General features: G+C 45.6%; 25 protein-coding genes, 1 tRNA gene and 1 pseudogene. 17 read left to right on the top strand and 10 right to left on the bottom strand.

The window, feature by feature from the left end; translation table 11 throughout:
• Nucleotides 1-85 precede the first annotated feature (85 nt).
• On the top strand, nucleotides 86-2914 hold the full coding sequence (locus SYNPCCP_RS08250; protein ID WP_010872782.1) for an A-adding tRNA nucleotidyltransferase: 2829 nt from the start codon (nucleotides 86-88) through the stop codon (nucleotides 2912-2914).
• Between the two features lie 58 nt (nucleotides 2915-2972).
• Here SYNPCCP_RS08250 and SYNPCCP_RS08245 read toward each other — a convergent pair whose 3' ends face one another.
• Both SYNPCCP_RS08245 and SYNPCCP_RS08240 read right to left on the bottom strand, forming a co-directional pair.
• Nucleotides 2973-4487 carry a cryptochrome/photolyase family protein gene (locus SYNPCCP_RS08245; protein ID WP_010872781.1) on the bottom strand — a complete coding sequence of 505 codons (1515 nt, stop codon included), beginning with the start codon at nucleotides 4485-4487 and terminating at the stop codon, nucleotides 2973-2975.
• Nucleotides 4488-4647: 160 nt separating this feature from the next.
• Entirely contained in the window at nucleotides 4648-5985 is a 1338-nt protein-coding gene (locus tag SYNPCCP_RS08240) for a four-carbon acid sugar kinase family protein (RefSeq protein WP_010872780.1), read from the bottom strand.
• A gap of 104 nt (nucleotides 5986-6089) precedes the next feature.
• Here SYNPCCP_RS08240 and SYNPCCP_RS08235 point away from each other — a divergent pair, with 104 nt between their 5' ends.
• Together SYNPCCP_RS08235 and SYNPCCP_RS08230 are read left to right on the top strand one after the other, a co-directional pair.
• Entirely contained in the window at nucleotides 6090-7130 is a 1041-nt protein-coding gene (locus SYNPCCP_RS08235) for a hemolysin family protein (protein ID WP_010872779.1), read from the top strand.
• 137 nt (nucleotides 7131-7267) lie between these two features.
• Nucleotides 7268-8284 (top strand): IS4-like element IS4Sa family transposase, encoded by a 1017-nt coding sequence (locus SYNPCCP_RS08230; protein WP_010872778.1) that lies wholly within the window; start codon nucleotides 7268-7270, stop codon nucleotides 8282-8284.
• A 705-nt stretch (nucleotides 8285-8989) separates the two neighbouring features.
• Here the strand turns inward: SYNPCCP_RS08230 and SYNPCCP_RS08220 are convergent.
• From SYNPCCP_RS08220 to SYNPCCP_RS08210, 3 genes are read right to left on the bottom strand one after another with little or no spacing between them, the layout of a single operon-like run.
• Nucleotides 8990-9526, bottom strand: a complete 537-nt coding sequence (locus tag SYNPCCP_RS08220) for a GNAT family N-acetyltransferase (protein ID WP_010872777.1) — start codon at nucleotides 9524-9526, stop codon at nucleotides 8990-8992.
• Nucleotides 9527-9554: 28 nt separating this feature from the next.
• A complete protein-coding gene (locus SYNPCCP_RS08215; protein ID WP_223211370.1) occupies nucleotides 9555-9980 on the bottom strand; it encodes a salt stress protein, Slr1339 family in 426 nt (141 codons plus the stop codon).
• A 16-nt stretch (nucleotides 9981-9996) separates the two neighbouring features.
• Entirely contained in the window at nucleotides 9997-10599 is a 603-nt protein-coding gene (locus SYNPCCP_RS08210) for a VWA domain-containing protein (protein ID WP_010872775.1), read from the bottom strand.
• 418 nt (nucleotides 10600-11017) lie between these two features.
• Between SYNPCCP_RS08210 and SYNPCCP_RS17620 the strand changes: the two genes are divergently transcribed.
• The 3 genes from SYNPCCP_RS17620 to dcd all read left to right on the top strand — a co-directional run bounded on the left by SYNPCCP_RS17620 (nucleotide 11018) and on the right by dcd (nucleotide 12699).
• Nucleotides 11018-11377: an IS630 transposase-related protein gene (locus tag SYNPCCP_RS17620; protein WP_010871315.1), complete on the top strand. Its 360-nt coding sequence runs from the start codon at nucleotides 11018-11020 to the stop codon at nucleotides 11375-11377.
• Nucleotides 11278-11865 carry a transposase gene (locus SYNPCCP_RS16855; RefSeq protein WP_308417040.1) on the top strand — a complete coding sequence of 196 codons (588 nt, stop codon included), beginning with the start codon at nucleotides 11278-11280 and terminating at the stop codon, nucleotides 11863-11865. Before SYNPCCP_RS17620 ends, SYNPCCP_RS16855 begins: the two co-directional genes overlap by 100 nt.
• A 252-nt stretch (nucleotides 11866-12117) precedes the next feature.
• The gene (gene dcd, locus SYNPCCP_RS08195; protein ID WP_010872774.1) at nucleotides 12118-12699 is read left to right on the top strand and encodes a dCTP deaminase; all 582 of its coding nucleotides are present in this window, start codon (nucleotides 12118-12120) and stop codon (nucleotides 12697-12699) included.
• Nucleotides 12700-12725: 26 nt separating this feature from the next.
• Here the strand turns inward: dcd and cax are convergent, their stop codons facing one another.
• Nucleotides 12726-13844 (bottom strand): calcium/proton exchanger, encoded by a 1119-nt coding sequence (gene cax / locus SYNPCCP_RS08190; protein ID WP_010872773.1) that lies wholly within the window; start codon nucleotides 13842-13844, stop codon nucleotides 12726-12728.
• Nucleotides 13845-14029: 185 nt separating this feature from the next.
• On the opposite strand from cax, the gene SYNPCCP_RS08185 reads away from it, so the two are divergent.
• Both SYNPCCP_RS08185 and rpsB read left to right on the top strand, forming a co-directional pair.
• Nucleotides 14030-14102: transfer RNA gene (locus tag SYNPCCP_RS08185), tRNA-Ile, on the top strand.
• A 224-nt stretch (nucleotides 14103-14326) separates the two neighbouring features.
• The gene (gene rpsB, locus SYNPCCP_RS08180; RefSeq protein ID WP_010872772.1) at nucleotides 14327-15136 is read left to right on the top strand and encodes a 30S ribosomal protein S2; all 810 of its coding nucleotides are present in this window, start codon (nucleotides 14327-14329) and stop codon (nucleotides 15134-15136) included.
• Here the strand turns inward: rpsB and SYNPCCP_RS17320 are convergent.
• Nucleotides 15133-15291, bottom strand: coding sequence for a hypothetical protein (locus tag SYNPCCP_RS17320; protein ID WP_158299077.1), 159 nt, complete (start codon nucleotides 15289-15291; stop codon nucleotides 15133-15135). The two genes, rpsB and SYNPCCP_RS17320, sit on opposite strands and share 4 nt — an antisense overlap.
• Between SYNPCCP_RS17320 and tsf the strand changes: the two genes are divergently transcribed.
• From tsf to SYNPCCP_RS08140, 7 genes are all read left to right on the top strand, one after another.
• Complete coding sequence (gene tsf / locus SYNPCCP_RS08175; protein ID WP_010872771.1) at nucleotides 15290-15946, top strand: translation elongation factor Ts; 657 nt, start codon at nucleotides 15290-15292, stop codon at nucleotides 15944-15946. The genes SYNPCCP_RS17320 and tsf overlap by 2 nt on opposite strands.
• 224 nt (nucleotides 15947-16170) lie before the next feature.
• The gene (locus tag SYNPCCP_RS08165; protein ID WP_010872770.1) at nucleotides 16171-16656 is read left to right on the top strand and encodes an NAD(P)H-quinone oxidoreductase subunit N; all 486 of its coding nucleotides are present in this window, start codon (nucleotides 16171-16173) and stop codon (nucleotides 16654-16656) included.
• A 63-nt stretch (nucleotides 16657-16719) separates the two neighbouring features.
• Complete coding sequence (locus tag SYNPCCP_RS08160; protein WP_010872769.1) at nucleotides 16720-17652, top strand: cation diffusion facilitator family transporter; 933 nt, start codon at nucleotides 16720-16722, stop codon at nucleotides 17650-17652.
• Between the two features lie 102 nt (nucleotides 17653-17754).
• The gene (psb34, locus tag SYNPCCP_RS08155; protein WP_010872768.1) at nucleotides 17755-17940 is read left to right on the top strand and encodes a photosystem II assembly protein Psb34; all 186 of its coding nucleotides are present in this window, start codon (nucleotides 17755-17757) and stop codon (nucleotides 17938-17940) included.
• Nucleotides 17941-18032: 92 nt separating this feature from the next.
• A complete protein-coding gene (locus SYNPCCP_RS08150) occupies nucleotides 18033-18476 on the top strand; it encodes a DUF29 domain-containing protein (protein ID WP_010872767.1) in 444 nt (147 codons plus the stop codon).
• 30 nt (nucleotides 18477-18506) lie between these two features.
• On the top strand, nucleotides 18507-18986 hold the full coding sequence (locus SYNPCCP_RS08145; RefSeq protein WP_010872766.1) for a DUF29 domain-containing protein: 480 nt from the start codon (nucleotides 18507-18509) through the stop codon (nucleotides 18984-18986).
• A 16-nt stretch (nucleotides 18987-19002) separates the two neighbouring features.
• The gene (locus tag SYNPCCP_RS08140) at nucleotides 19003-20364 is read left to right on the top strand and encodes a GTP-binding protein (protein WP_010872765.1); all 1362 of its coding nucleotides are present in this window, start codon (nucleotides 19003-19005) and stop codon (nucleotides 20362-20364) included.
• A 31-nt stretch (nucleotides 20365-20395) separates the two neighbouring features.
• Here the strand turns inward: SYNPCCP_RS08140 and SYNPCCP_RS08135 are convergent, their stop codons facing one another.
• Nucleotides 20396-20917 (bottom strand): photosystem I assembly protein Ycf3, encoded by a 522-nt coding sequence (locus SYNPCCP_RS08135; RefSeq protein WP_010872764.1) that lies wholly within the window; start codon nucleotides 20915-20917, stop codon nucleotides 20396-20398.
• Nucleotides 20918-21025: 108 nt separating this feature from the next.
• Nucleotides 21026-23887, bottom strand: coding sequence for a cation-transporting P-type ATPase (locus tag SYNPCCP_RS08130; protein ID WP_010872763.1), 2862 nt, complete (start codon nucleotides 23885-23887; stop codon nucleotides 21026-21028).
• 152 nt (nucleotides 23888-24039) lie between these two features.
• Between SYNPCCP_RS08130 and rpe the strand changes: the two genes are divergently transcribed.
• Nucleotides 24040-24732, top strand: coding sequence for a ribulose-phosphate 3-epimerase (gene rpe, locus SYNPCCP_RS08125; protein ID WP_010872762.1), 693 nt, complete (start codon nucleotides 24040-24042; stop codon nucleotides 24730-24732).
• Between the two features lie 154 nt (nucleotides 24733-24886).
• On the opposite strand, the gene SYNPCCP_RS08120 is transcribed toward rpe, so the two are convergent.
• Nucleotides 24887-25216 (bottom strand): MoaD/ThiS family protein, encoded by a 330-nt coding sequence (locus tag SYNPCCP_RS08120; RefSeq protein WP_010872761.1) that lies wholly within the window; start codon nucleotides 25214-25216, stop codon nucleotides 24887-24889.
• Between the two features lie 420 nt (nucleotides 25217-25636).
• Here SYNPCCP_RS08120 and SYNPCCP_RS16850 point away from each other — a divergent pair.
• Nucleotides 25637-26482, top strand: a pseudogene (locus tag SYNPCCP_RS16850) (IS630 transposase-related protein).
• Nucleotides 26483-26549: the final 67 nt, after the last annotated feature.

The raw sequence follows: 26549 nt of genomic DNA, 5'->3' as shown, positions 1-26549 counted from the left end.
ATGTCGAATTAATCCCTCTATCTATACGTTCGAGGCAAAGGATAATGTTGATATCTAACTTTAATCAAGGTTTGTTAGAAAACCTATGGATTTAATTCTTTGCCATCAAACGGCGGACTTTGATGTGTTAGGGGCGGCGGTGGGGCTAGCCAAACTCCATCCCGGCAGTCGCATTGTCTTGACTGGTGGTTCCCATCCCACAGTGCGGCAATTTTTAGCACTCCATCGTAACGAATTTCCCCTCATTGAACTGCGGAGCGTCAACCCCGACAAAATTCGTTCCCTCTACATTGTCGATAATCAACAAGGTGATCGCCTGGGCAAAGCAGCGGACTGGTTAACGTTGCCCCATCTGCGACAGGTTGCCATTTATGACCATCATCTCAACAGTCCTAGGGATATCGAAGCGGATATTTGGGAGCTGGAAGCGGTGGGGGCCAGTACAACTTTAATTGTGGAGAAATTACAACGGGCTGATATAAGTCTTTCCATGGTGGAAGCGTCGGTAATGGCCCTGGGTATCCATGTGGACACCGGCAGTTTGACCTTTACCCAAACCACAGTGCGGGATGTAAAAGCCCTAGCTTGGTTAATGGAACAGGGAGCTAATTTACGTTTGATTGCGGAATACGCTGACCCAGGCTTTCCCCCACCTCTGCAATTTTTGTTTGCGGAAGCGATGCAAAATCTCCACAAGGAAATGGTGCGGGGCTATTGGCTCGGTTCAGTGCTCTTAACCACGGAAAATTTTGTGCCGGGCCTGTCCCATTTGACGGAAAGATTATTATCTCTGACAGAATGTGATGCCCTACTACTGGGTCATGTTTACGACAAAGGCAAAGATAAAACCAAAAACGATGAACAGCGAGAAAAAACCGGAGTAATTAGTAACCAACGCTTTTCCCTCATTGGCCGTACCCGTATTCCCGATACGGATTTAACCCAATTGTTGGAACCCTATGGCGGCGGGGGCCATGCCCAGGCGGCAGCGGTTAATTTGCGGGATGTTGAGCCAACCACCGTAATGGCAGAAATCTACCAAGCTTTACAAAGACAAATTCCCAAACCCCTATTGGCTAGGGATTTTATGTCTTCTCCGGTGCGGACCATTCGACCACACACCACCATTGAACAGGCCCAACGGGTTTTGTTTCGTTACGGCCATTCTGGTTTGACAGTGGTGAATCAAGAAGAAAAATTGGTGGGCATTATTTCCCGTCGGGATTTGGATTTAGCCCTGCACCACGGTTTCAGCCATGCCCCGGTAAAAGGTTACATGACCCGCAACGTTAAAACCATTGCCCCTGACACCCCCTTACCCCGCATTGAAGCGATTATGGTGGCCGATGACGTGGGTCGCTTGCCTGTTATGGACCAGGAAAAATTAGTGGGCATTGTGACCCGGACCGATGTGTTACGGCAATTATTGCAGGATAAACAAGAACAATCGGGACGGTTTGGCGCACCGCGCAGCGGATCTCTGCGAGATCGCCCGACCACTCCTAATCAGAATTTTGGCCAGGGTAGCCTACTGCAACTGCTAAAAACCCATTTACCACCGGCCACTTGGCAATTATTAACTACGGCCGCTCAACAGGCCCAGACTAGGGGTTGGCATTTATATCTGGTGGGGGGAGCTGTGCGCGATTTGTGGCTCCGCCATTCCCAGGGGGCAGAAAAACATCAAAACATTACTTTTCAAGATATTGATTTGGTGGTGGATGGCTTCCATGCCACGGCGGATGTGGGGGCTGGGGTTGAGTTAGCCCAAGCTTTGCAGGGGGACTATCCCGGCGCGAGGTTATCGGTCCATGGGGAATTCCAAACGGCGGCGTTGCTCTGGCATAAAGATCCCCAGCTAGATACCCTGTGGGTAGACATTGCCACTGCCCGCACAGAGTTTTATCCCTATCCAGCGGCGAACCCAGAAGTGGAAGCTAGTTCCATTCGCCAGGATTTATACCGGCGGGACTTTACCATTAACGCCCTTTCCATCCGCTTAACCAATCCCAATCCGGGCAAATTGTTAGACTTTTTTGGCGGCATGAATGACCTGCAAAGCCAACAGGTGAGGGTATTACACGCCAATAGTTTCATTGAAGACCCCACCCGCATTTACCGAGCAGTGCGGTTTGTGGTGCGCCTCGGCTTTGAACTGGAACCCCAGACGGAAACCTATATCCGCTATGCGATCGCCAGTGGAGTCTATGAACGTTGGCGGCTAACGGAGCATCCCACTCCGGCCCTAACTACCCGTTTAAAGGCGGAGCTTTCTATTATTCTCAAAGCCCCCTATTGGAAAGGGGCATTGACGTTACTGGCGGATTTAGATGCGCTTAAATGTCTTCATGCAGAGCTAAAGCTAACAGAGCAATTATGGTGGCAAGTACGTTATCTCTCCCGCTGGTTACGCTGGTTTGACCCGGAGCGAAACCTAGAACATTGGTTACTGCGCCTAGGTATTTTATTGGGGGCTTTACCACCCCAGGAAAGGGAAAAAATTGCGGCGGGCTTACAGTTACCCAAGGCCACCATTGACGGATTAACTAACTTAGAAACCATCGAAACGGCGATCGCCAAGGGTTTAAATTCCCCAGCATCTCCAAAGTCCAGTCCAAAGTCCAGCGTCATTTACCAAACATTGAAGGATTATGACCGCTTCAGTTTATTCCTGGTGGCCGCCAGGGGAAATAAGCTGTTGAGAAAGCAAATTTGGTTTTATTTCAGCCAGCTATGCCAAGTGTCGCCATTTTTAACTGGCCACGACCTCAAAGCGCTGGGTTATAAACCGGGGCCCCAATTTAAGCAAATTTTGACTGATTTATTAAACGCTTGCCTAGACGGAGAATTAGGCGATCGCCAACAGGAAGAAGCTTGGCTAAGAACCCATTATCCTTTACCGAACAAAGTTTAGTTTTAAACAATTTTTCAGTCCTATTTGAACTACCCGGAGTGCTTTGATTGGGAATCTACTATGAGTTTAAATGAGCCTGACGCCAGTTCTCAGCTAACGTTTGCATTGCCGACATTTCGGTTGGTTCAATTCGTTTTAAATTGGCCAAAATAAGACCCATCCTTCCAGTGTGTTGTAATTTTTCTTGATGCCGTGCAAGAAAATCCCAATAGAAATAGTTAAAGGGACAGGCATCTTTACCAGTTCTAGCTTTATGGTTGTAGGAGCATTGTTGGCAATAATCACTCATTTTATTAATGTAGTTAGCAGAAGAAGCATAGGGTTTTGATGCTAATATTCCTCCATCTGCAAACTGCCCCATTCCTAACACATTGGTTTGCATTACCCAGTCGTAGGCATCGATAAAAGCGGCATGGAACCAGTCTTGGAGTTTTTGAGGATTAACGCCAACAATTAAGGCAAAGTTGCTGAGAACCATTAATCGTTGAATATGGTGAGCATAACCTGTTTCTTCGACTTGGTTTAAGACAGTGGCTAAACAATTCATTTTGGTGTGGCTGGATTGCCAATAAAACTCAGGCAAAGGAAAGTCATGGTTAAACCAATTACCCTGCCCGTAATCTTCATCTACCCATTGATAAATGCCCTGCATATATTCCCGCCAGCCCAAAACCTGACGAATAAATCCCTCCACATTGTTTAAAGAAATGTCTTGGGTGGCAAAGGCGTTAGTAGCTGCTTCAATAACTTCTAATGGGGTCAACAATCCTAAATTTAAATAGGGGGAAATCAGACTGTGCCAGAGGGTTTTCTGCCCCATTACCATGGCATCTTGGTAGGTGCCAAATTGACTTAAACCAACATCAACAAAATATTTCAGCCCTTGCAGGGCGTCTTGACGGCTAACTCCCCATTGAAAGCCAGATAATTGCCCATAACCAGGTAAATTTAATTGTTCTATCCGTTCGATAACCTGTTGGGTAATGTCATCGGGGGGAAAAGAAAGGGGCTTGGGGGGAGAAAGGTTCTTTTTGGCGGGCTTGCGATTATCCTGGTCAAAATTCCAGCGGCCCCCCACAGGTTGATCATCCACCATCAAAATTTGCCAACGTTTGCGCCCTGCACGGTAAAAATCTTCCAGTAATAGGCGCTTACGATCGCCAGCCCAGGCGGAAAAATCCTCCCTAGACCAGAGAAAATGATTGTTGGGTAATAGGGTTAGTTCACAGGGCAGAGTCAAAGATTTTAACCAAGCTTCAAAGGGGCGATCGCCAGGGGCCATGACTTGGAGGTGACTAACGCCCTGGGTTTTAAGCCAATGGTGTAGGGGAGTGAGGAAATCTGCGGCAATTTCATAGGTAACGGACCAGCCCTCGGCCCTCAAATCTTCAGCAAAGTGGCGCATGGCGGACCAAACCAACACTAATTTTTGGCGATGGTAGGGTCGTTGACGGGCAAATTCCGCCGACTCGATCAGGAGAACGGGGACCTGTGAGCGATCGCCTTGATGGCTTTTTAAGGCCGTCTGCCCCGACCAAAGTTGATCTCCCAATATCCAAATGCCAATGGTCATAGCTGTAATATGGTCTGTGAGAAATGGACAAAGGAGTTACTTAGTTGCTGGCGATCGCCGACCGAAAAAGTCTAGTTAACAATCAATTTCCCCCTGTTCAAGCAAGTCAACCAGTCAGCAAATCAACGACGATAATTGGGATGAATTAGTAAAAAATTGATCAAGAATTAGGCTTGTCGGACAAACGTTCATAAACTGTGGCTAAACCCCGAGCATTGCCTACGTTACCGGGAAATAAAACCACCGGCAAAAGGGGAAAACGGGGATGATCCTCATCCGTTCTCACTAGGGAACAACCGGGAATAATTTGCCCCAACAACCGTACAGAAGTTAACTGTAATCCCACGCTCAGCACGTCATTGGAAGTAATACCTCCTTTGCTGATCAAAAAGCTGATGTCCTGGGGTAATTGTTGGACAATTTTCATCAACAGTTGGGACAGGGTAACGCCAAAGTCTAACCGTGCCTGCACTGAGGCAAAACTTAATTCCCCTCGACTGGTGTAAATTACCGGTGTTTTTCCCTCGGCGCGAATTTCGTTCACCGCCGTCAAAGCATTGACAATAATTTCGGCTGGACTATCGGGATGATCCCGCAATTGTTGCACTGGAATTTCAATGCCCTGCACCGTTTGATCCTTGAGCAATGTCATCAATTGTTCGGTGGTTTTTTGCACATGGGAGCCCACCAAAATTATTCCTGGTTGGTTGGTGGGTTTATAGCTGGCCATGGCCACCGGAGCCACTGGTTGGGGCCCCAAATTAGCTAGGGATGTGAGAATACTGGCCGCACTCCGCAACAGAAAATGTTTGCCCTGGCCACTAGCTATGAGCATACTTGCCGCCAGGCGATCAAAATCTTTTTGGGTTTCTCCGTCCACCACCACACACTGGTTATGGTTAAAATCCATCAGGCGATCGCCTAAAGCATTATTGGCCTCACTAAGATCCCCTAGGGTGATGCGTTCCACCTGGGCCGCCCCAATCTTGCCTTGGGTTTTTTCTGCCACATAATCAGGCAAATAACTATGGTGGTAGCCAAACACCGAATCCTGGGCAAATTCCGTTGCCGCCACGGGCACCAATTCACCATCCACAATCAGGTAATGGACACTGTCCTTGGTTACCCTGCCCCCTTCAAAAAAGGCTGGCACCAGAAAATGGGCATCAAACGGTCCCAACTCCCGGTTGATCACATCGGTTTCCAAGGGGTAATGGCCCCGCAGAGTGGAATCAGAACGACTTACAACCAAGTAGTGATCGACCGCTTCCGTTGCTAGGGCTAGTTTTAAATTCTGGCAAATTTCCATCACTACCTGTTCCGCCTGAGTTGGGGGTAAGGCCCTGGTGTTGCTGAGAATAAAAAAGATCGGACTTTCATCCCGTAGACCTTGCCGCAGAGTTTCCACGTCCCACTGCATCAGCAACAGGCAACTGTGAACCGTTTGGGAGCCGGTGGGGTCATCATCAATAACAATGATTTTGGTGGGGTCAGCCATGGCAAAAAAGAATTGCGGAATTTGTGACAAGTTTGTTCCTAGCCCTCCAGTCTAGGGGAAAATAGCCATGGTCTATAATCTTGGTAAGTTGGTTTCGGAATTTTATGCTGGAAATTGTAGCGGCCATTTTCATTGTTTTGTTAGGCTCTGGCATTTGTTCCTGTGCAGAGGCGGCCCTATTTTCTGTGCCCTTGGTAAAAGTACGGCAGTTATCCCAGTCCAATAATCCCTCCGCCATTGCCCTCCAAGCTATTCGCCATAGGATGAATCGCCCCATTGGCACCATTGTGGTGCTCAACAACATTTTTAATATTGTGGGTAGTATCACCATTGGAGCCTTAGCAACTAAACATCTACAAGATGCTTGGATGGGAGTTTTTTCTGGAATTTTAACCTTGCTAATTATTGTTTTTGGCGAAATTATTCCTAAGACTCTGGGGGAAAGATATGCCACTAACATTGCCCTTTTGATTGCCATACCAGTAAGATTTTTAACCTTAATTTTTACTCCTTTAGTGTGGTTGATTGAACAAATTACCAATCCCTTCACCCACGGCAAAAGAGTACCCAGCACCAACGAAGCAGAAATTAAGTTTCTAGCTACCCTCGGTTACAAAGAAGGGGTAATCGAAGGAGACGAAGAACAAATGATTCAGCGGGTTTTCCAGCTTAATGATTTGATGGCAGTGGATTTGATGACCCCCAGGGTGATTATCACCTATCTTTTGGGAGAATTAACTTTAGCGGAATGCCAACAAGATATTATCCAATCCCAACATACTCGTATTTTAATTGTTGATGAATACATTGATGAAGTCTTGGGCATTGCCCTCAAACAGGATTTACTCACTGCTTTAATCCAAGGAGAAGGCTATAAAACCATCGCAGAATTAGCTCGACCAGCCCAATTTGTTCCAGAAGGCATGAGAGCCGATAAACTTCTAAAGCAATTTCAGGAAAAACGGGAACATTTAATGGTGGTTATTGATGAGTATGGCGGCGTTGCCGGTGTGATAACCCTAGAAGACGTGGTTGAAGTTTTAACCGGGGAAATTGTTGATGAAACTGATAAGAATATTGATCTCCAGGAAATTGCCCGTAAGAAAAGACAGGCTCTATTGAAACAACGGGGGGTGGCTCCCTAAAATTTCTTGATCTCCGCAACCGATAAAGACAGTTAAAACTTAATCAAAAGCAGAAGTGTTGAACGATAGTTATAAAGAGAAAAAAAGCCCTTTAAAATGATAGAATAAAGGGCAGAAATATTAGAATAATTGAAGCGATGATATCAAATTTTGGACATATTGTCAAAACTTATCTATCTAATTTTCCTAAAGATGACTACCCAGTATTAGACACATTTAAGTTTGTGAGTATCTGGTTAGGATTAATGTTAGACCAGAGCCAGACAAGCATGAGGAGTATGTTTAAAAGACTGAACTTACGAGGAGAGACAGTCGATATATCTACATTCTCAAAGGCAAGCAAAAAAAGGGATGTGGGAGTTTTTAGAGAAATAATATTTTCCTTAAAAAAGGAATTGTCGAAAAGGAAGGAAATTAAGCAGGGAGAATTAGAAATATTTCCTCTCGATTCAACCATTGTCAGCATAACTAGTAAGTTGATGTGGAACCTTGGATTTCATCAGGTAAAAGTATTCAGTGGGATTAACTTATCAACAGGGATTCCGGGGGGAATAGTAATTCACTTTGGACAAGGTCATGATAATAAATATGGGAATGAAACAATAGAAGAGACTCCAGAAAATGGAGTAGCAGTAATGGATAGAGGATTTTGTGACTTACAGAGAATCAAGAGATTACAAAAGGAGAATAACAAATATCATGTATTAAGAATAAAGAATAATATAAAGCTAGAAAAATTAGCCAATGATAACTATATGGTTGGAACTGGAAAGAATAAAATAGAGAGTAGAGTGGTAATATTCACCCATGATAATTCAGAGTTTAGATTGGTTACAAATTTACCTATAGAAAGTAAAGAAATAGAAGGAGTTAGTGATGAAAAAATAGCAGAAATTTATAAAAAAAGATGGCAAATAGAATTTTTATGGAAATTCTTAAAAATGCACTTAAAGCTGAATAGACTGATTGCCAAAAATGAGAATGCAATTGGGATTCAAATCTATACCTGTATAATTGCTTATTTAATACTAAAATTACTGGTAATCCCAAAAGAAGCAGGTACAACAATGTTAGACAAACTACGTTATTTACAGGCTTTCATGTGTGAAAAAATAAGCTATGTACACTGGCTAAGGGAGTTAGCACTAAGGTGATGAATTTGCTTTGCTATAGGATTATTCTGTCTATTTTTAGGTCGTACATAAGTGCGATTCAACGATTCTGGTATGAAATGTATCCATGATTTTAGTTACAGGCTAAATTGGTTTTTAGTTATTGATTATTTCTAGTGGAATTTTAAAAAACTTCAATTTGATTAAAATCAACTTCAATAGTTATCTGGTCATCGTAGTATAAGTTAGGAATGAAGGCTCCGATAAATTCTAGAATATCTGGCGGTTGAAAATGCTCAGGCTTGGTTTCGGGATGGGGATAATAAATTAGACCGTTAACTATTTGAGCATCAGTAGCAATGATACGGCAATCAAAAAAAGAAAAATCTTCCGCTGGATCTTTACTTGACTATTGTATTTCTTTAAAGGTATATTTGGCTAGCTTTATTTTGTATTGATGAGGCGCAATGCTTAAGTTAATTGTGCCTAAGTAATAATCATCTAAATTTAATCCATGCTTCCCAAAAAAGGGCTTTTGCATAGCAATAGTTCCCCCAGGGAAACGTTGATCACCAGACTGACCGGAAGCAACTCCATAACCAGCTTTAACTGTTGCTTTAATCTAAACCCAATGATTCACTGAGAAATCTCCATAATTTCTGAAATTCTATCGCTGGAACCGGAATTATCTATCGATTAGTTATGGTTATCTAAATCCTAGGCGATCGCCAATTTAAATAGAGGAAACTAGCTATCTTGCTTTATCATTATTGATGACACATGACTATCTAATGTAGATATGTCCGGTAACTTTTTTTGCCAAAATAATGCTTTTCCCATTTGGGGATCTAGCTCATAATTCCCAAACCCGAATGATCTGTACGCTGATTGGGCAACATGATTTCCTTCCAGTACTTCTAAGGTGAGTTTGCAACAGCCCAAATCTAAAGCGATGGCTTCTGCTTTTTGCAACATTAATTTTGATAAACCTTTGCCACGATAAGGCAAAGAAACAATGACGTCATGAATATTTAATAATGGCTTGCAAGCAAAAGTAGAAAATCCTTCTAGACATACTAAAAGACCAGCAGGTTTAGAATCAACAAAGGCGAGGATAATGTGGGCAGAAGGTCTTTTAGCAAGTTCTGCTGGCAGATTTGCTTTAACATAATTGGGTAATTCTTCTCCTCCTCCCATGGGATCACAGGCATATTCATTCATCAATTGAATCATTGCTTCTGCATGGACAGCTGAATTAAGATCTGCTTTTACAATGTCAATCATTTTTGTGATTTTAATAATTAAGACTACGTTAGGTTGATTCGTTATTTAATAAAGCAATTGCCGCGGCTAGGGTAGAGGGATAATGCTTAGCTAAATCCGCAAACCAAATTCCCTCACCAGACAGTGGGTCAAGTTGCTCTAGCCATTGTTGAGCTTTTTGAGCGATAATTGCCTGTCTTTGTTGCTCTTGGTGATCAATTAATTTTTTTAATTCTGGGTTTAAAGATTCGGATGTTTGTTTAAATGTAGCTTGAATTTTAGGCGTTTTTTCGGAAAAATAATTAACCTTAAAACCTTGCTTTAATTCATTTAAAATAATATCTAAAGTTGGATGTTTTTGCTCCTTATTTGAAGTAGAAGCTATAGCTGGATTACTAGATAGCGTTTCTGGCTCTTCAATATATTTTTGGCGGAGGTCAGCCAGTATAGAGTCAATGGAATCGGAGTTATTCATAATAAAATATCTGGTTTCAATCCTCAATAGCATTTAATAAAACTTCAGTTAAAGTTAGGTCTTCCATTTCATCAAAGGTTACCGTATCAACAATATCAAACTTGGCTCCTACTTCCATTAATTGATCATCAAGGGCCTGGAGAAACTTGGTGGCACTGGGATCATTCCCAATTTGCATGAATGAAATAGCTAATTCTTCATCCGCATCTAGACACTTACTGGCTTGGATAATGATTTCAAAAACGGATCTACGGTCATTGGGTTCTCCATCCGTAATGACTAAAATAGTTTCTCCTGTTGGAGCCTGATTAGATTTTTTTCGTTGTAAAAAATTATTGAGCGCATCTTGTAACACAGCGGTGAGATTAGTACCACCCACTGGTTCATTTTCTTGAAAAATTTGCTCCACTTTAGATGCGTTAACGTTGTCATAACGGCGGAATTTGCCGGAGAAAGTGTACACTGTGATTCCGTTAGCATCTAGCTGGTCACATTTTCTGGCAAGGGCGAGGGTTGATTCTTGAACTAGCTCCCATCGGCTTTTTTGGAATTTTGGCTCAATGATGGACATGCTACCGCTTTTATCAATAATGAGCGTGTAATCCCGTTGGTTTGACATGCTGAACCTGCTTGTAAAATGAGCTTGTTGTCAATTATAGGAAATTTTTTAGGCCTGTCAGTGAGATAATTCTGATTCTTCAGGGGTTAATTTAGTCAAATTTTAGGTTATCGCAGTTCCCTGCCTCACGCTCACCCATCGCTAGAGCTGGAAATTTCCGCCTAGAACAGTTAAAAGATTCTCAATTTCGACCGGGACAGATTTAGATAATAATGAAATAACATAATCAGTTAAAATTTCTCCAAATTGTAGTTCTGACTACGCCTACTTATATTATTTTTAAACAATTTAGCTAGAGGCGATAAATTAAGACTTTATAGCTAAGTTTCTAGAAATTTTAAAAATATAGTCATTTCAATTAACGATGAGAGAATTTAATGTAAAATTATGGAGTGTACAAAATGAACAGGTTTAAACAATGGCTTACAGTTTAGATTTAAGGCAAAGGGTAGTAGCTTATATAGAAGCTGGAGGAAAAATAACTGAGGCTTCCAAGATATATAAAATAGGAAAAGCCTCGATATACAGATGGTTAAATAGAGTAGATTTAAGCCCAACAAAAGTAGAGCGTCGCCATAGGAAATTAGACTGGGAAGCTCTAAAAAAAGACGTAGAAGAAAATCCCGATGCAAGATTGATAGACAGAGCCAAGAAATTTGGAGTGAGGCCGAGTGCCGTATATTACGCATTAAAGAAAATGAAAATAAACAGAAAAAAAAAGAACTACGTTATCGAGAAAGAAACCGGGAGGAACGAGTTAAGTACTATAGAATGTTAAGAGAACTAATTAAGCTCTATGGTAGTCAAGCTATAGTTTACATAGATGAATCTGGATTCGAAGCAATCCAGGCTTGTATTTATGCCTGGTCAAAAAAAGGAAAAAAAGTTTATGGAGATAGACAAGGAAAAAGGGGAGTCAGAGAAAATCTAGTAGCAGGGAGAAGAAAAGGAAAAAAAGATTTGATTGCGCCGATGGTTTTTACCGGGAGTTTGAATGCAGAAGGCTTTGAAGGATGGTTAAAATTATATTTGCTACCCTCCCTCGACATTCCATCAATATTAATAATGGATAATGCTCCTATTCATCGTAAAACTGCCATTAAAGAATTGGCTAAAGAAGCAGGTCATGAAGTTCTTTTTTTGCCGAAATATTCTCCTGATTTAAATGATATTGAGCATGACTTTAGTGCCTTGAAACGAGCTAGAATGTACGCTCCTATTGACACGTCTCTTGATGAAATTATCCGTTCTTACTGTGGCGTTTAGCGTCTCAGCTTTATTTGAAACTACTATATAATCGTTGATATTTACTGTTCCATAAATTTATTCACAAATCATAGTATTAAAATTTATTTGATGAAGCCAAAATTCGTCGGTGATAACAAACATTTTCAGTTTTTCTCCTGATTAATCATTTCATTGATCAGATCAATTCAAGACTAGCTCAAATTATTCCCGTCGGCGATCGCCATTGATGCAGCTATAATGATTGCCGCTTTATTTCCCTGAACTTTGCCCATGATTAAGAATGATATTTGGATCCGTGCTCAAGCTGCCCAAGGCATGATTGAGCCTTTTGAACCCAAGTTAATGCGGCAAATAGAGGGACAACCGGCTATTTCCTTTGGTCTGAGCAGTTTTGGTTATGATATTAGGCTTTCTGCGGCGGATTTTCGCATTTTTCGCCATATTCCGGGCACTGTAGTTGATCCCAAAAACTTTAACCCCCACAATTTGGAAGCTACCCAACTGCACAGGGATGACAGTGGCAGTTATTTTATTTTGCCAGCCCACTCCTACGGCCTGGGAGTTGCAGTGGAAAGATTGGCCATCCCTGCTAATGTAACCGTACTTTGTATTGGTAAAAGTACTTACGCCAGGGCTGGTATTATTGCCAACTTAACTCCGGGGGAAGCGGGGTGGTGTGGTCACCTCACCCTAGAATTTTCCAATTCCTCCAGTGCTGATTGCCGTATCTACGCCAACGAAGGCATCGTACAGTTACTCTTTTTTGAAGGGGAAGACTGCGATATTAGCTATGAAACCAGAAGGGGCAAATATCAAAATCAGCCCCAATCAGTTACACTACCCCGGGTTTAGAGTTGGAAGAGATCACTCATCAACTACTAGACCAGGGTGGGATGAAAGAAAAAGGCCAGGGCCACAATGGCATAGGTAGCAAGCAACAGGATGCCCTCTAACCAATTGGAAGTGCCATCACTACTGATAGAGTTGACAATCAAAACTGCCACCAATACCGCTACCAACTCGAATGGATTGAAGTTTAAATCCATGGGCTGACCGATCGCCCAGCCGACGATGACCAAGACTGGGGCCACAAAGAAGGCAATTTGCAGGCTCGACCCCATCACCACAGACATGGAGAGATCCATTTTATCTTTCATGGCCACAGTGACGGCGGTGGCGTGCTCGGCAGCGTTACCGATAATGGGTAGGACGATTACCCCGGTGAACAGGGCAGTTAATCCCAGGGATTCCGTGGCCACCTCTAAGGAACCCACCAGCAATTCCGATTCCACCGCTACCCCTAGGGTGACTACCAATAAAACTCCCGTCCAAAGCCAAAGATTGGGTTTTTCTTCTTCCGTAGGAGGTTCCGGTTCTGATACATCTTCGCCGAGTTCGGGCATCTCCATATTCTCGGCCACGCCCACATCGTACAGATAGGCATGGGTTCCCATGGAAAACACCAAGGAGAGGAGGTAGACACCGATTAACACCACGGCCACGGCCACAGAGAGATTTTGTAAAACCGTTTCCTCCACCCCCGTGGAGGTGTATTGCAAGGCTGTGGGTAACAGAATCGCCACTACCCCCAAATTCATGGTGGATGCATTCAAGCGAGCGGCGAGGGGTTGGAAATTTTGTTCCTTATAGCGCAATCCCCCCAGGAAGACGGCAAAACCCATTACTAGCAGTAAGTTACCAATAATTGATCCTGTCAGGGTGGCTTTGACCACCTCGATTAACCCTTCTTTTAGGGCGATATAGGCCAAAATTAGTTCTGTGGCGTTGCCGAAGGTGGCATTGAGCAGGCCCCCCGCATTAGGACCGATTACCACGGCGATTTCCTCCGTGGCCGTGCCCATGAAGGCTGCTAGGGGCACAATGGCCAAACCAGCCAAAATGAACACCGTCGTTTCCCCCCAACCCAACCAGTGGGCGGCAAAGGAGAGGGGACAAAAAACTAACAGGACAAGAAAAATCTTACTTTTGGTGGACATAACCTGGCGATCGCCATTGAAGCGGTTTTTTGGATAGTTCGATTTATTATGCCCCAGGAAATTTCAAAATTATCTCAATTTGCCAAGATTAAACAATCCCTCCTAGGGGAAATTATTGATCACTCTCCTGGGTGGTAGGCAGTGGTTTAGAATATATCCCTGGGCGCTTTCCCACAAACCAATTACCAGGGTTGGCCGAGCGGTTGAGGCAGCGAACTCATAATTCGCCCTAGACAGGTTCAACTCCTGTACCCTGGACTTAAAACGAATCAAATTTTTGGTTGTTCTGACTGAAGATTGTCGTCGATTTGGATTAAAGGCAACAGAGTTTATTTCCCAGTGGTAAGCGTGGGTAATCGGGGCGATCGCCTGCTAAACTGGAAAGGTTGTCAAAAATTCGCACATCCAAGCTTTCGGGTGTTTCTGCCACAGGCGGAAATTCCCTTGGATGAAGGATAAACCCGAATAGGAGAAAATTTAACATGCCCGTAGTTTCTCTCGCAGATTTGCTAGAGTCTGGTGTTCACTTCGGCCACCAAACCCGCCGCTGGAACCCCCGCATGGATCAATATATCTACACCGCCCGCAATGGTGTTCATATTATTGACCTGGTGCAAACCGCCCAACTGATGGAAGATGCCTATGAGTATGTCCGCTCTTCCACCATCAACGGTAAAAAGTTCTTATTTGTCGGCACTAAGCGCCAAGCCGCTGGCATCATTTCCCAGGAAGCCCAACGCTGTGGAGCTCACTACGTCAATCAACGGTGGTTGGGGGGAATGCTCACCAACTGGGAAACCATCCGCAAACGGGTTGATCGCCTGAAGGAATTGGAAGCCCTAGAAGCCAGTGGCGGCATTGACCGTCGGGGTAAAAAAGAAGGCTCCATGCTCCGGCGGGAATTGGGCAAATTACAAAAATACCTGGGCGGTATTAAAAATATGCGCAAGCTCCCCGACGTGGTGGTAATCGTGGACCAACGGCGGGAACATAACGCCATTCATGAATGCCAAAAGCTCGGTATTCCCATCATTGCCATGTTGGATACCAACTGTGACCCAGATGTGGTCGATGTGCCTATCCCCGCTAACGATGACGCCATCCGTTCGATCAAATTGATTGTGGGCAAACTGGCCGATGCAATCTATGAAGGTCGCCATGGTCAACCGGATGTCAGCGATGACTACGAAGAGTTTGACGAAGGTTTGGATGGAGATAATCTAGAAGTAGAAGCCGCTGAGGAAGTGGAAGAAGCGGCCGAAGCAGAAGTTGCAGCCACTCCAGAAGCTTAGATTTTGTCCCTTTTTTCCTTTTTCTCACCGATGGGGCAGGGCAAACCCAGTCCCAGTACTAGGGGAAAATATAGCTGGTGTTGACCATCACTTTTTTCCCTTAGCCCAATAATTACCGTGCAATCATAGAAAAACTGATTAGGAACGATAACCATGGCAGAAATTACCGCTCAACTCGTGAAGGAACTGCGTGAAAAAACCGGCGCAGGCATGATGGACTGTAAAAAAGCCCTAAAGGAAAATGAGGGTGATTTAGAAAAATCCATTGAATGGCTCCGGCAGAAGGGCATTGCCTCCGCTGATAAAAAATCTGGCCGTACCGCGGCCGAAGGTTTGGTCCATAGCTACATCCACTTTGGTGGCCGCATTGGCGTGTTGGTGGAAGTTAACTGCGAAACTGATTTTGTCGCCCGGGGTGATCGCTTTAAAGATTTGGTTAACGATGTGGCCATGCAGATTGCCGCTTGTCCCAATGTGGAGTACGTTAGCGTAGCCGACATTCCCCAGGAAATGGTGGCTAAAGAGAAGGAAATTGAAATGGGGCGCGACGACCTGGGCAAAAAGCCCGCCAATATCAAAGAAAAGATTGTCCAAGGGCGCATTGATAAACGCCTCAAGGAGCTATCTTTGCTAGACCAGCCCTACATCAAAGACCAAAATCTCACCATTGAAGAGTTGGTTAAACAGGCGATCGCCGAATTGGGGGAAAACATCCAAGTTCGTCGCTTTATCCGCTTTAACCTTGGTGAAGGCATCGAAAAAGCAGAAACCAACTTTGCGGAAGAAGTGGCCGCCGCCGCTAAGGGCTAGTAACTCAGGCTTGATTACCGCACTACTTATTAGCTAAATCTAAGAACCTTTTGAACCCAGATTTCCACCGCCACAGGCCAGGGAAGATTTGGGTTTTTGCTTTTGGGATAAACCCCAGAAAATCTTGGCAGCCCATCTTTGCTTTGCCCAGAGAGTGTGTCAAAATCGTGGGTAACTTAGTCTGTCCTAGGCTTCCATAACTTATAATTATCGCCATCATTGCTATGTTGCCATTGCCATTAATTGCTAACGGAAAAGGATTTATCCGCGCTCTAGAAAACGACGGGGCTTTGGCAGTGTATGCCCCCCTAGAAGGTGGTTATGAAGGTCGTTACCAAAGACGCCTACGGGCCAACGGCTACGCCAGTATATCCCTTTCGGCAAGGGGTTTGGGGGACGTGGAAGCCTATTTGATGCAAGTCCATGGAGTACGTCCGGCCCATTTAGGTAAGAAAAACATTGCCCAAGAAGGAGCGGTGGGACCGATTTATTTTGCCCAGCCGATCGCCGGTTATCAGTTGGAAAATTTACCGGCCCAAAGTAAAGGTTTGGTGTTGTGGATTTTGGAAGGTTATATTCTCTCCCAAACCGAAATTCAAGACTTAATTAGTCTCACCAAAAGAGTGCCCAAACTGAAAGTGGTGTTGGAAATGGGCGGCGATCGGGTTTTCCGCTGGCAACCTTTACTGGATTGCTTGCAGGCGGCCTAGTTTTTCCTGTGCAACAGCTTTGATTTGCTGAATAAAATCTTTTAACCTTCATTTTTAACCCCCATGACCGCCCGTCTTGCCCGTCCCTATGCGGTTCTTTCCATTGGTGCGGCCCTGGCCACCATGGGATTGAAATTGGGGGCCTATGCCATTACCGGTTCTGTGGGTCTGTTGTCCGATGCGTTGGAATCCACTGTGAACCTAGCTTCGGCGATCGTTGCTTTTTGGGCTCTGTCCTTAGCGGCTACCCCGGCGGATTCTGAACATCCCTTTGGCCATAGCAAGGCGGAATACTTTTCTAGTGGATTAGAAGGGGCCTTCATTTTTGTTGCGGCCCTTGGCATCGGTTACAGCGCTGTAGAACGTTTACTGAGTCCCCGACCCTTAGATCAAAATGCTTTGGGCATTGCCTTGGCGATCGCCGCTACGGCCTTAAACGGAACAGTGGCTTGGATTCTTTGGCGGGCGGGGAAAAGATTAAATTCCATTGCCTTGCGGGCCGATTCTCAGCATCTAATGACCGATGTCTGGACTTCGGTGGGGGTGGTGGTGGCGGTAGCTTTAATTTTTGTCACTGGTTGGGAATGGCTAGATCCCTTGATAGCCCTTGGGGTAGGATTCAACGTGCTCTGGACAGGAACCCATTTATTGCGGGAAACCATCTCCAGCTTGATGGACCAATCGCTGCCCCCGGCCCAACTCCAGGCCATCACTAGCTGTTTTTTGCCCTACGAAGACCAAGGAGTACGTTTTCATCTATTGCAAACCAGGCAGGCCGGCTCCCAGTCTTTTATTTCCTTCCATGTCCTAGTGCCTGGACATTGGACTGTGCAACGGGGCCATGACCTCTGTGAAGCCATCGAAACGGCGATCGCCGAACGGATTACTGGCTCTAGGGTAACCACCCATTTGGAGCCCCTGGAAGACCCTAAATCTTGGCAACATCCTGACGAGTTTCCCCCCTCTGCCCCTTTAAACCGGGATAAGCCCAATTAGGTTTTGGGGTATCATGCAAAAACTTGGCTCCGGCAGATTCCGGCTCCGGGTAGCATAACAAACTTTTTTGTCATTTACGACAACAGGAGAACTTTAAAAAATATGAACAACTATACTAAAGACGATGATGGACGGCTGAATAATTTTGCCGTTGAACCCAAGATCTATGCGGCCGATGCTCCCAGTAAAGCCGACAAACGAAATTATTTGATTATGGCGGCCATTACCGTTGTGCTGGTGGCGGGGCTGATTGCGGTGGCTGTGGTAGCTTCCGGGGCTAGCACCTAATTTTGTCCGTAGATTAAGAAGGTATCGCCATCGTCACTCCCTAGTTGCGATGGCCAGTCAACTTCTAGAATTAAGGAAAGGGGGAAAGTGGCATGGGGCAAAAAACTACAACTTTGTACGACACCGATTTCAATCTTTGGATTGAGCAAACTGTGCGTCAACTCAAACAAGGTGATTTGCAATCCTTAGACTTAGAGAATTTAATTGAAGAAATAGAGTCCATGGGCCGCAGTGATAAACGGGAAGTTTATAGTCGCTTGAAGGTACTTTTCCTGCACCTGCTCAAATGGAAATATCAACCCCAGAAGCGCACTGGTAGCTGGAAAAACACCATCGATGAGCAAAGGGATCAGCTTAATTTAATTCTGGCCGATAGCCCCAGCTTGAATCCCTATGTGCAAACCATATTTGCCGATTGTTATCTTAAAGGGAGAAAGGGCGCAGCCAACGAAACCAATTTACCCCTCTCAAACTTTCCGGTGGATTGTCCCTTTTCCCTGGCGGAAATGCTTGATGCAGAATTCTTTCCCGATTAATTAATTTTTCTGGCAAATTTCCCTGGCTCCATGAATACCCCCTCTTCGACCCAACCCGCAACAATGGTCAAAGCGATAATCCCAACTTTGTACGACACCGATTTCAATCTTTGGATTGAGGAAACTGTGCGTCAACTCAAACAAGGCGATTTACAATCCTTAGATTTAGACAATTTAATTGAAGAAATAGAGTCCATGGGTCGCAGCGATAAACGGGAAGTTAAAAATAGACTAATTGTTTTGATGATTCATTTGCTCGAATGGCGGTATCAACCGGAAAAACGCTCTAACAGTTGGACAGCGACCATTAACGAACAACGTCGTCAGTTAGGCCTCATCACCGGGGATAGCCCTAGTCTGAAACCATTTTTGGTTGATAATTTTCCCGGTTGTTATCAGATAGCCCGCAGGGATGCGGTGAGGGAAACGTTTTTATCGCTATCAGTTTTCCCCCTGGATTGTCCCTTTTCCCTGGCGGAAATTCTCAATGCTGAGTTTTTCCCCGATTAATCTGTTGCCTAGCTGAATGAATTCCCCTGCCCCTGATCCGGCCCTCTCTACGGCGATCGCCAGCATCCAACAATCGTTAAATTGGTATGCGAGCCAGCGTCGCCATTGGAACTATCCCCCCAATCTGGAATTGCAGGGGGCGGTGCGCCAGGACATTCAAGCCATGCACCAAGCCTTAGCCAAACTGGAGCAACGGGTATTTAAAATTGCGGCCTTTGGCTTAGTCAGTCGGGGTAAATCCACCGTGATTAATGCCTTGTTGGGGGAAAAACGCCTGGAAACAGGACCGCTCCATGGCGTAACCCAGTGGCCTCAATCGGTACGGTGGTGCAGTAACGACAAAATTCAAATTGATTTGATTGACACGCCAGGGCTAGATGAAATTGCCGGGGGTGCCCGAGCCGCCATGGCCCAAACCGTAGCTCACCAGGCAGATCTGATTTTATTTGTTATTGCGGGGGACATTACCCAAACGGAATTTACTGCCCTCCAGACATTGCGCCAGGCCCAAAAACCTCTATTGCTAGTTTTTAATAAAATCGATCTATATCCGGAGCAGGATCAACAACAAATTTTTGCTCAGCTACAGTCCCTCACTCCTGACGGGGAAGATAGCCCCATTTTTTCCGCCGAGGACATTGTGTTAGTGGCCGCTGAACCTCCCCCCATAATGGTGCGGGTGGAATATGGCAACTCCCCTAAGGGTTCTCGGCCTAGCCCGGCCCTAGAAGAGCGATGGGAAAAACCAGCCCCCAAACTGGATCAACTACGCCAGAAAATTTTCACTATTCTGAACCAGGATGGCAGTCAACTGCTGGCCCTTAATGCTCTGCGCCAGGTGGAACAAGCCGAAAAGAATATTGCCACTAAAACCATTGAAATCCGCACTGCTGAAGCTGACCAACTCATTAGTAAATATATGCGCTATAAAGCCCTGGCGATCGCCGTGAATCCCATTGGTTTATTGGATTTAGCCGCCAGTGTGATCACCGACCTATTGTTAATTCGGAATCTAGCCCGAATCTATGGCCTGCCCATCACGAGCTACGAAGCAGGGCGCATCTGGAAAAAAGTACTGATCGGTGCGGGTGGTATTTTATTGAGTCAATGGGTATCAGCTTTATTTTTAGGCTTACAAAAAACCGCCAGCCTTGTTGAAAACCCAGGTAATCTAGCGGCCTATGCCGGGGGAGCCTTACTCCAGGGGGGAGTGGCCGCCTACAGCACCTATATTGTTGGGGAAGGGGCAAAAATTTATCTAGCCCAGGGAGCTAGTTGGGGCAATGCCGGCACCAGTACGGCGATCGCCAAAATAAAAAATGATGCCCCCCCAGACAGTATGCTTAGGCGTTTAGATGATGTAGGCGGCGAAGGGTAGTTCGGATTAAGCAGCGCGGGGAAAAAGAGAGTTAGAAAAACACATCCATTTCAGAGCGCCCGGTGATTTTGAGCCAGTTTTGGGCCTCGATGTAATTATTAGGGGCTAGGCGTATGGCCTGTTTCCAATATTCCGCCGCTTTATCAAATAAATTCTCTGCGTCGTCTTCCTGCCCTGCTTCCTTCGCCTTTTCCCCTTGGAAATGGTAAATTACCGCAATGTTATTCAACGCCGAGGGCATTTTGGGGTTCAGTTCAATGGCTTCTTGGTAAAGCCCCAACGCCTTTTCATGGTCTCCATTACTAGCGTGGATTAGGGCCATGTTATAGAGAATATAACTGCGGTCATTGGGATTTTCCTCCAACCGTAACGCCTCTTCATAGTTATCCAGCGCCTCTGCGTATTCCCCATCCGCCTGGGCCGACATACCATCCCGATAATAAACAAAGGCTTCCTTCGCTTTTTGGTTAGTGGGCAGAATTTTTAGGATAATGTCCGCCATAACGGTAAAGGACTTATCAATGAAATTATCGTTACGTTGGGTGCGGGGCATAGTAGTGAAATAATCTTATTTTGGCCAACTATTCTAACTTTTCTGGTAGCGTCGGCAAAACTCTCCTTTACCCTACTGTTTGCCTGGAAAATTGGATAATGGCCAAAATTATTTGATGAACCGGGCCAATAACTTTTCCAACTCCACCCAGACGAACATTAAACTGCTAAAGCCAAAACAAACCAGTAGTTGCTGGGGACTGAGCCAATCGGTGCCAAAGAAATTTCTCAGGGGTTCAAAATACACCAAGCATAACTGCAGGATAGTGGTGACAATTACGGCCCCCCACAGGTAGGGATTGGTCAAAGGGTTCATTTCTATGGTTAAACGATGGTTGGAGCGTACGGCAATGGCGTGGCCCATCTGGGCAATACAGAGGGTGGTAAAAACCATGGTTTTCCAACTGTCGGGCGCACCAGCTAGGTCAGCACTGTGATAGGCCCAGACCATAAGGGTGATGGTAACCACCGCAAAAACCAGACCGATGCGGATAATGTAGGCCCCCAATCCCCGAGAAAAAATACTTTCCTGGGGACTAAAGGGGCGACGCTTCATAATATTTGGTTCCCCCGGCTCCATGGCCAAAGCTAAGGCTGGCAAGCCATCGGTGACCAAATTCATCCAGAGAATTTGCAGGGGAGTAAGGGGCACGGCAGATAGCCCTAAAAGGGGAGCAGACGCAATGGTGATCACTTCCCCCACGTTACTACCCAGAATATATTTGATGAAATTACGAATGTTGTTATACACCACCCGCCCTTCCTCGGCGGCGGCCACAATGGTGGCAAAGTTGTCGTCCAACAAAACCATGTCGCTGGCTTCTTTGCTCACATCGGTGCCAGTGATACCCATGGCAATGCCAATGTCTGCTTGCTTGAGGGCTGGGGCATCATTGACCCCATCTCCGGTCATGGCCACAAAACGATTCCGAGCTTGGAAGGCTTTGACAATGCGTAGTTTATGTTCCGGGGAAACCCTGGCAAAAACGCTCACTTCTTCCACCTGGGCTTCCAGATCGCTTTGTTGTAGTTGTTCTAAGGTTTGCCCAGTCAAAAAACGATCGCCAGCTTGATTGATGCCCAAATCCTTGGCGATCGCCAGGGCCGTTAGGGGATGATCACCGGTAATCATAACGGTGCGGATGCCAGCGGCGAGGGATTTTTCCACTGCTAACCGTACCTCTGGCCGGGGCGCATCCAACATGCCAACCATACCCAACCACACCAGATTATCTTCGGCAGCTATGAGGTCAGGGGTGCTGGGAATCTGGGCCAGGGATTTACAGGCAAAACCCAACACCCGTAATCCCCGACTGGCCATGAGATTGTTATCACTCAAAATTTGTTCTTGATGCTGGAAATTGAGGGGTACACAATGGTCAGCGGTATGAATTTGTCCGCAGTGGGGGAGGAGTAACTCCGGCGATCCTTTGGAAAAAATTAGGTAGGGCCCTGGCGTTAAGGCCAAATTTTCTAAAATGCCCAATAAATTTGCTAAGGGGGACTCTCCTTCGGCTGGCACTTCCACAATCACCCCCATGCGTTTGCGCTCCGAAGAAAAGGGAAATTCCCCCCGCCGCATAAAACTAGGTCTTAACTGTGCCTGGTCAAAGCCAAATTTCTTGGCCAGCACTAGCAATGCTCCTTCGGTGGGGTCCCCAATCACTTGCCACTCCATTTCCCCTGGATTGTAGTTCAGTTCAGAATCGTTACAGAGGATGGCGTTGAGACACAGTAATTGCAAGGCCGGGGGCCATGGTCCGGAGGTCGCCCTCTGTTCTCCATCCGAGAGGTGGATGATGTTGCCCTGGGGTTGGTAGCCTTCTCCGCCAATGCTGAGGCGATCGCCATGGGTCAGCACTTCCCGCACCACCATTTTATTTTGGGTGAGGGTGCCGGTTTTATCGGAACAAATGACGTTAACGGAACCGAGGGTTTCCACCGCTGGTAATTTGCGAATTAGGGCATGGCGTTTAATCATCCTCTGGGTGCCCAGGGCCAGGGTAACCGTAATCACCGCCGGTAAACCTTCTGGCACCACCGCCACCGCCATGCTGAGGGACGTTTCCACCAACTGCCGCAGTTCGCCCCAGCCACTCTGCCACACCCCCAGAATAATAACCAGGGTTACCAGCAGGAGAGAGCCTGACACTAGCACTCCGGCTAAGTTTTCCATCCTTTTTTGCAAAGGGGTGGGTTCCGGGGCCACCCTCTGTAACATCTCGGCGATTTTGCCCAATTCGGTGGCCATGCCAGTGTTGGTAATCACCACTTTGCCCCGGCCTTGGACGACTTCGGTGCCAGAAAAGACCATATTTTGGCGATCGCCAAGGGGAGTATCTAAAGGTAAACCAGTATTACTGGCATTTTTTTCCACTGGCTGGGCTTCCCCGGTTAGGGCCGATTCTCGAATGAGAAGGTTAGCCGCTTCGATCAGTTGGCCATCGGCACAGAGTTGACTGCCCGCCTCCAGCAAAATAATGTCCCCCGGCACCAAGCTGGCCGCCTTAATTTCCTGGCGATCGCCATCCCGCAGTACCTGGACTTTGGGGGACGCCATTTTCTTCAAAGCAGCTAAAGCTTTTTCCGCCCGACTTTCCTGGAAATAGCCTAATAAACCGTTCAGGATAACAATGGCAAAAATGGCGATCGTGTCCTTGAAGGGAAAACCCTCCATGGTTTCTTCCCCCAACCTTAAGCTGATCAGATCTAATGCTCCAGAAATAATTGCCACCCCGATCAACATCAAGAGCATGACATTGGTGAACTGATCCAGCAAAATTTGCCAATTATTACGACCGGCGATCGTGGTAATTTCATTTAGTCCATAGGTGCGTCTTCGTTCCATCACAGTTTTTTCTGCCAACCCCCGGTGGGGAGCAGTGGTCAACCGATGCAGGGTTTTATCGATGCCATAGCTATACCAAGCCTCGGCCTTAACTGGGGAGACGGACACATCAGGGTCAGACATTAAAAAGTAGGCTTAAATTTAGGTTCCCATTGGTTCTAATAGGCTATTTCCTATTTTAAAGGCCGGGTTTGGGGGCCTACTACAATTGACCGTAATTGTTTACACTGAATTTCAAGCTTGTTTATGAGTTGAAATACTTAGAGACCCTTCCCATGTCCAAAAATATCGTCGTTGCTCCCTCAATTTTGTCAGCGGACTTCAGCCGCTTAGGTGAAGAAATTAAAGCCGTGGACGAAGCAGGGGCTGATTGGATCCACGTTGATGTGATGGACGGCCGCTTTGTGCCCAATATCACCATTGGCCCGCTGATTGTGGACGCCATCCGTCCCTTGACAAAAAAAACCCTGGACGTTCATTTAATGATCGTTGAACCGGAAAAATACGTCGAAGATTTTGCCAAGGCCGGTGCTGACATCATTTCCGTCCATGTGGAGCACAACGCCTCTCCCCATCTCCATCGTACCCTTTGTCAAATTCGGGAATTGGGTAAAAAGGCCGGGGCGGTGCTCAATCCTTCCACTCCTCTGGATTTTCTTGAATATGTGTTGCCCGTCTGCGATCTAATCTTGATCATGAGCGTTAATCCCGGCTTTGGTGGTCAAAGCTTCATTCCCGAAGTGTTGCCTAAAATCCGTGCTCTCCGTCAGATGTGTGATGAGCGGGGTCTGGATCCCTGGATCGAAGTGGATGGTGGTCTTAAACCCAATAACACTTGGCAGGTTCTAGAGGCCGGAGCCAACGCCATTGTGGCCGGTTCTGCGGTGTTCAATGCCCCCAATTACGCTGAGGCGATCGCCGGAGTACGCAACAGCAAACGTCCAGAACCCCAACTGGCAACGGTGTAAAATTCCGCCCATGGACAAAATAGGGAAACAAGGGGGCAATATAAACCCCCATTTCCTGCCATAACAAAAGCCCAGGAAGGAATCCCCTGGGACAGTTAGTTGTGAGGTGGACTATGTTTTCACCTCTCCTGAATTTTCAGGCGATCGGCGGTCGTTAGCCCCCAGCTACGGCGGGCACAATACTTACCTCATCCCCTGCACTCAGGGCTGTATCCGTACCTTCCAAAAAGCGGATGTCTTCTTCGTTGACGTAAAAATTGAGAAAGCGGCGGGGTTTGCCTTCTTCGTCGCACAGCCGGGCCTTGATGCCGGGGCAATTAGCTTCTAGAGCTTCAATCAACTGCCCTACGTTAGCGGCTTCACAATCAATGGTAGCTTGACCACTGGTGAACTTTTGTAGCGGAGTCGGAATAAGAACTTTAACCGTCATGATATTTGCAAAAAAAAGAGGATTGCTCAACCGGGGCAAAGCCGGTGAAACCACTAGATCGATTAGAACGCTAAAGTCCCTTCAACGTCAAGTCAGTCACTGTGAACTAATCCGCATTAGCAAACTGGATTGATAAGCTCAAACGCGCCTTCAAGTAGTTCAGTAAAAAATCGGGAGCGGAGCGCTAAAATTCATATCCCCGCCGCAAGCGAACGGGGCATTACGGAATTTTTCCTTCGGAACGCACTACCGCTCTAAGACTTACGCCTCAAGGGGCGGGGAATTTACCCTGAGAGATTAAACTTGAATTTCCCAAAACTTGAATTCCCATGGACATTGGCTCCGTGAGTTACAAATATGCATTCAAATTTACACATGTATAGCTAATTTAGCTAGTTATGAGAGGTTTTGCTAATTTTTTTTGGTAACATGTTGCAAGAATAACTCAAAAATCTATAAATAACGAAATCAGTCATGGCTTACGATCTTGATTTACGTCTTAAGGTTATAGATTTCATCGAGAGTGGTGATGGAATCACAAAGGCTTCGAGAACATTTAGGGTGGGCAGAGCAACAATTTATCGCTGGTTGGGCAGAGAAGAGCTTGCGGCAACGAAAGTTGAGACCCGCCAGCATAAGATAAACATAAAAGAATTGGAAGAGGATGTGAAAAATAATCCTGATATGCTTTTAAAAGAAAGAGCTAAAAAATTTGGTATAACTCCTGCTTCACTCTGTTATCAATTCAAAAAAATGAAGATTACTAGAAAAAAACAGTTACTTTATCAAGAGAGAGATGTCCAAAAGCGAGCAGAATATCAGAAAATCTTGAGCCAATTGGTTTTAATATACGGTATTGAAAGTCGAGTATTCATAGACGAAGCTGGTTTTGGGGAATTTGTATCCTCACTTTATGGATGGTCTAACAAAGGAGGAAGAGTATATGGAAAAAAGCAGGGGAAAAGGGGGGAAAAAGAAAATCTTGTAGCAAGAAGAAGAAAAACAAAAAAAGACTTAATAGCGACGATGTTATTCACATGAAGCTTAAATGCAACGGGTTTTGAAGGATGGCTTTAATTATTTTTAATACCAGCATTAACAATCAAATCAATCTTGATTATGAATAACGCCCCCATTCATCGAAAAAATAAGATTAGGGAAATAGTGGAATCCGCAGGACACATGGTGTTATTTTTGCCAACTTATTCCCCAGATTTGAATGATATAGAACATGACTTTAGTGCATTAAAAAGAGCGAGAATGCAGGCACCTCCTGGTACTAGCATAGATAAAGTCATTCAAGATTACTGCATAGTCTAGTGTCTCATGGTTATACTAATCAGCCATGAATAAAACTACCCATTGATGGAAAAGCGATTGAGTCTCT

Source organism: Synechocystis sp. PCC 6803 substr. PCC-P, from assembly GCF_000284455.1.
GTDB lineage: Bacteria > Cyanobacteriota > Cyanobacteriia > Cyanobacteriales > Microcystaceae > Synechocystis.
Note: the sequence above shows the minus strand (reverse complement) of the source record. Positions and strands in the feature narration are given on the sequence as shown.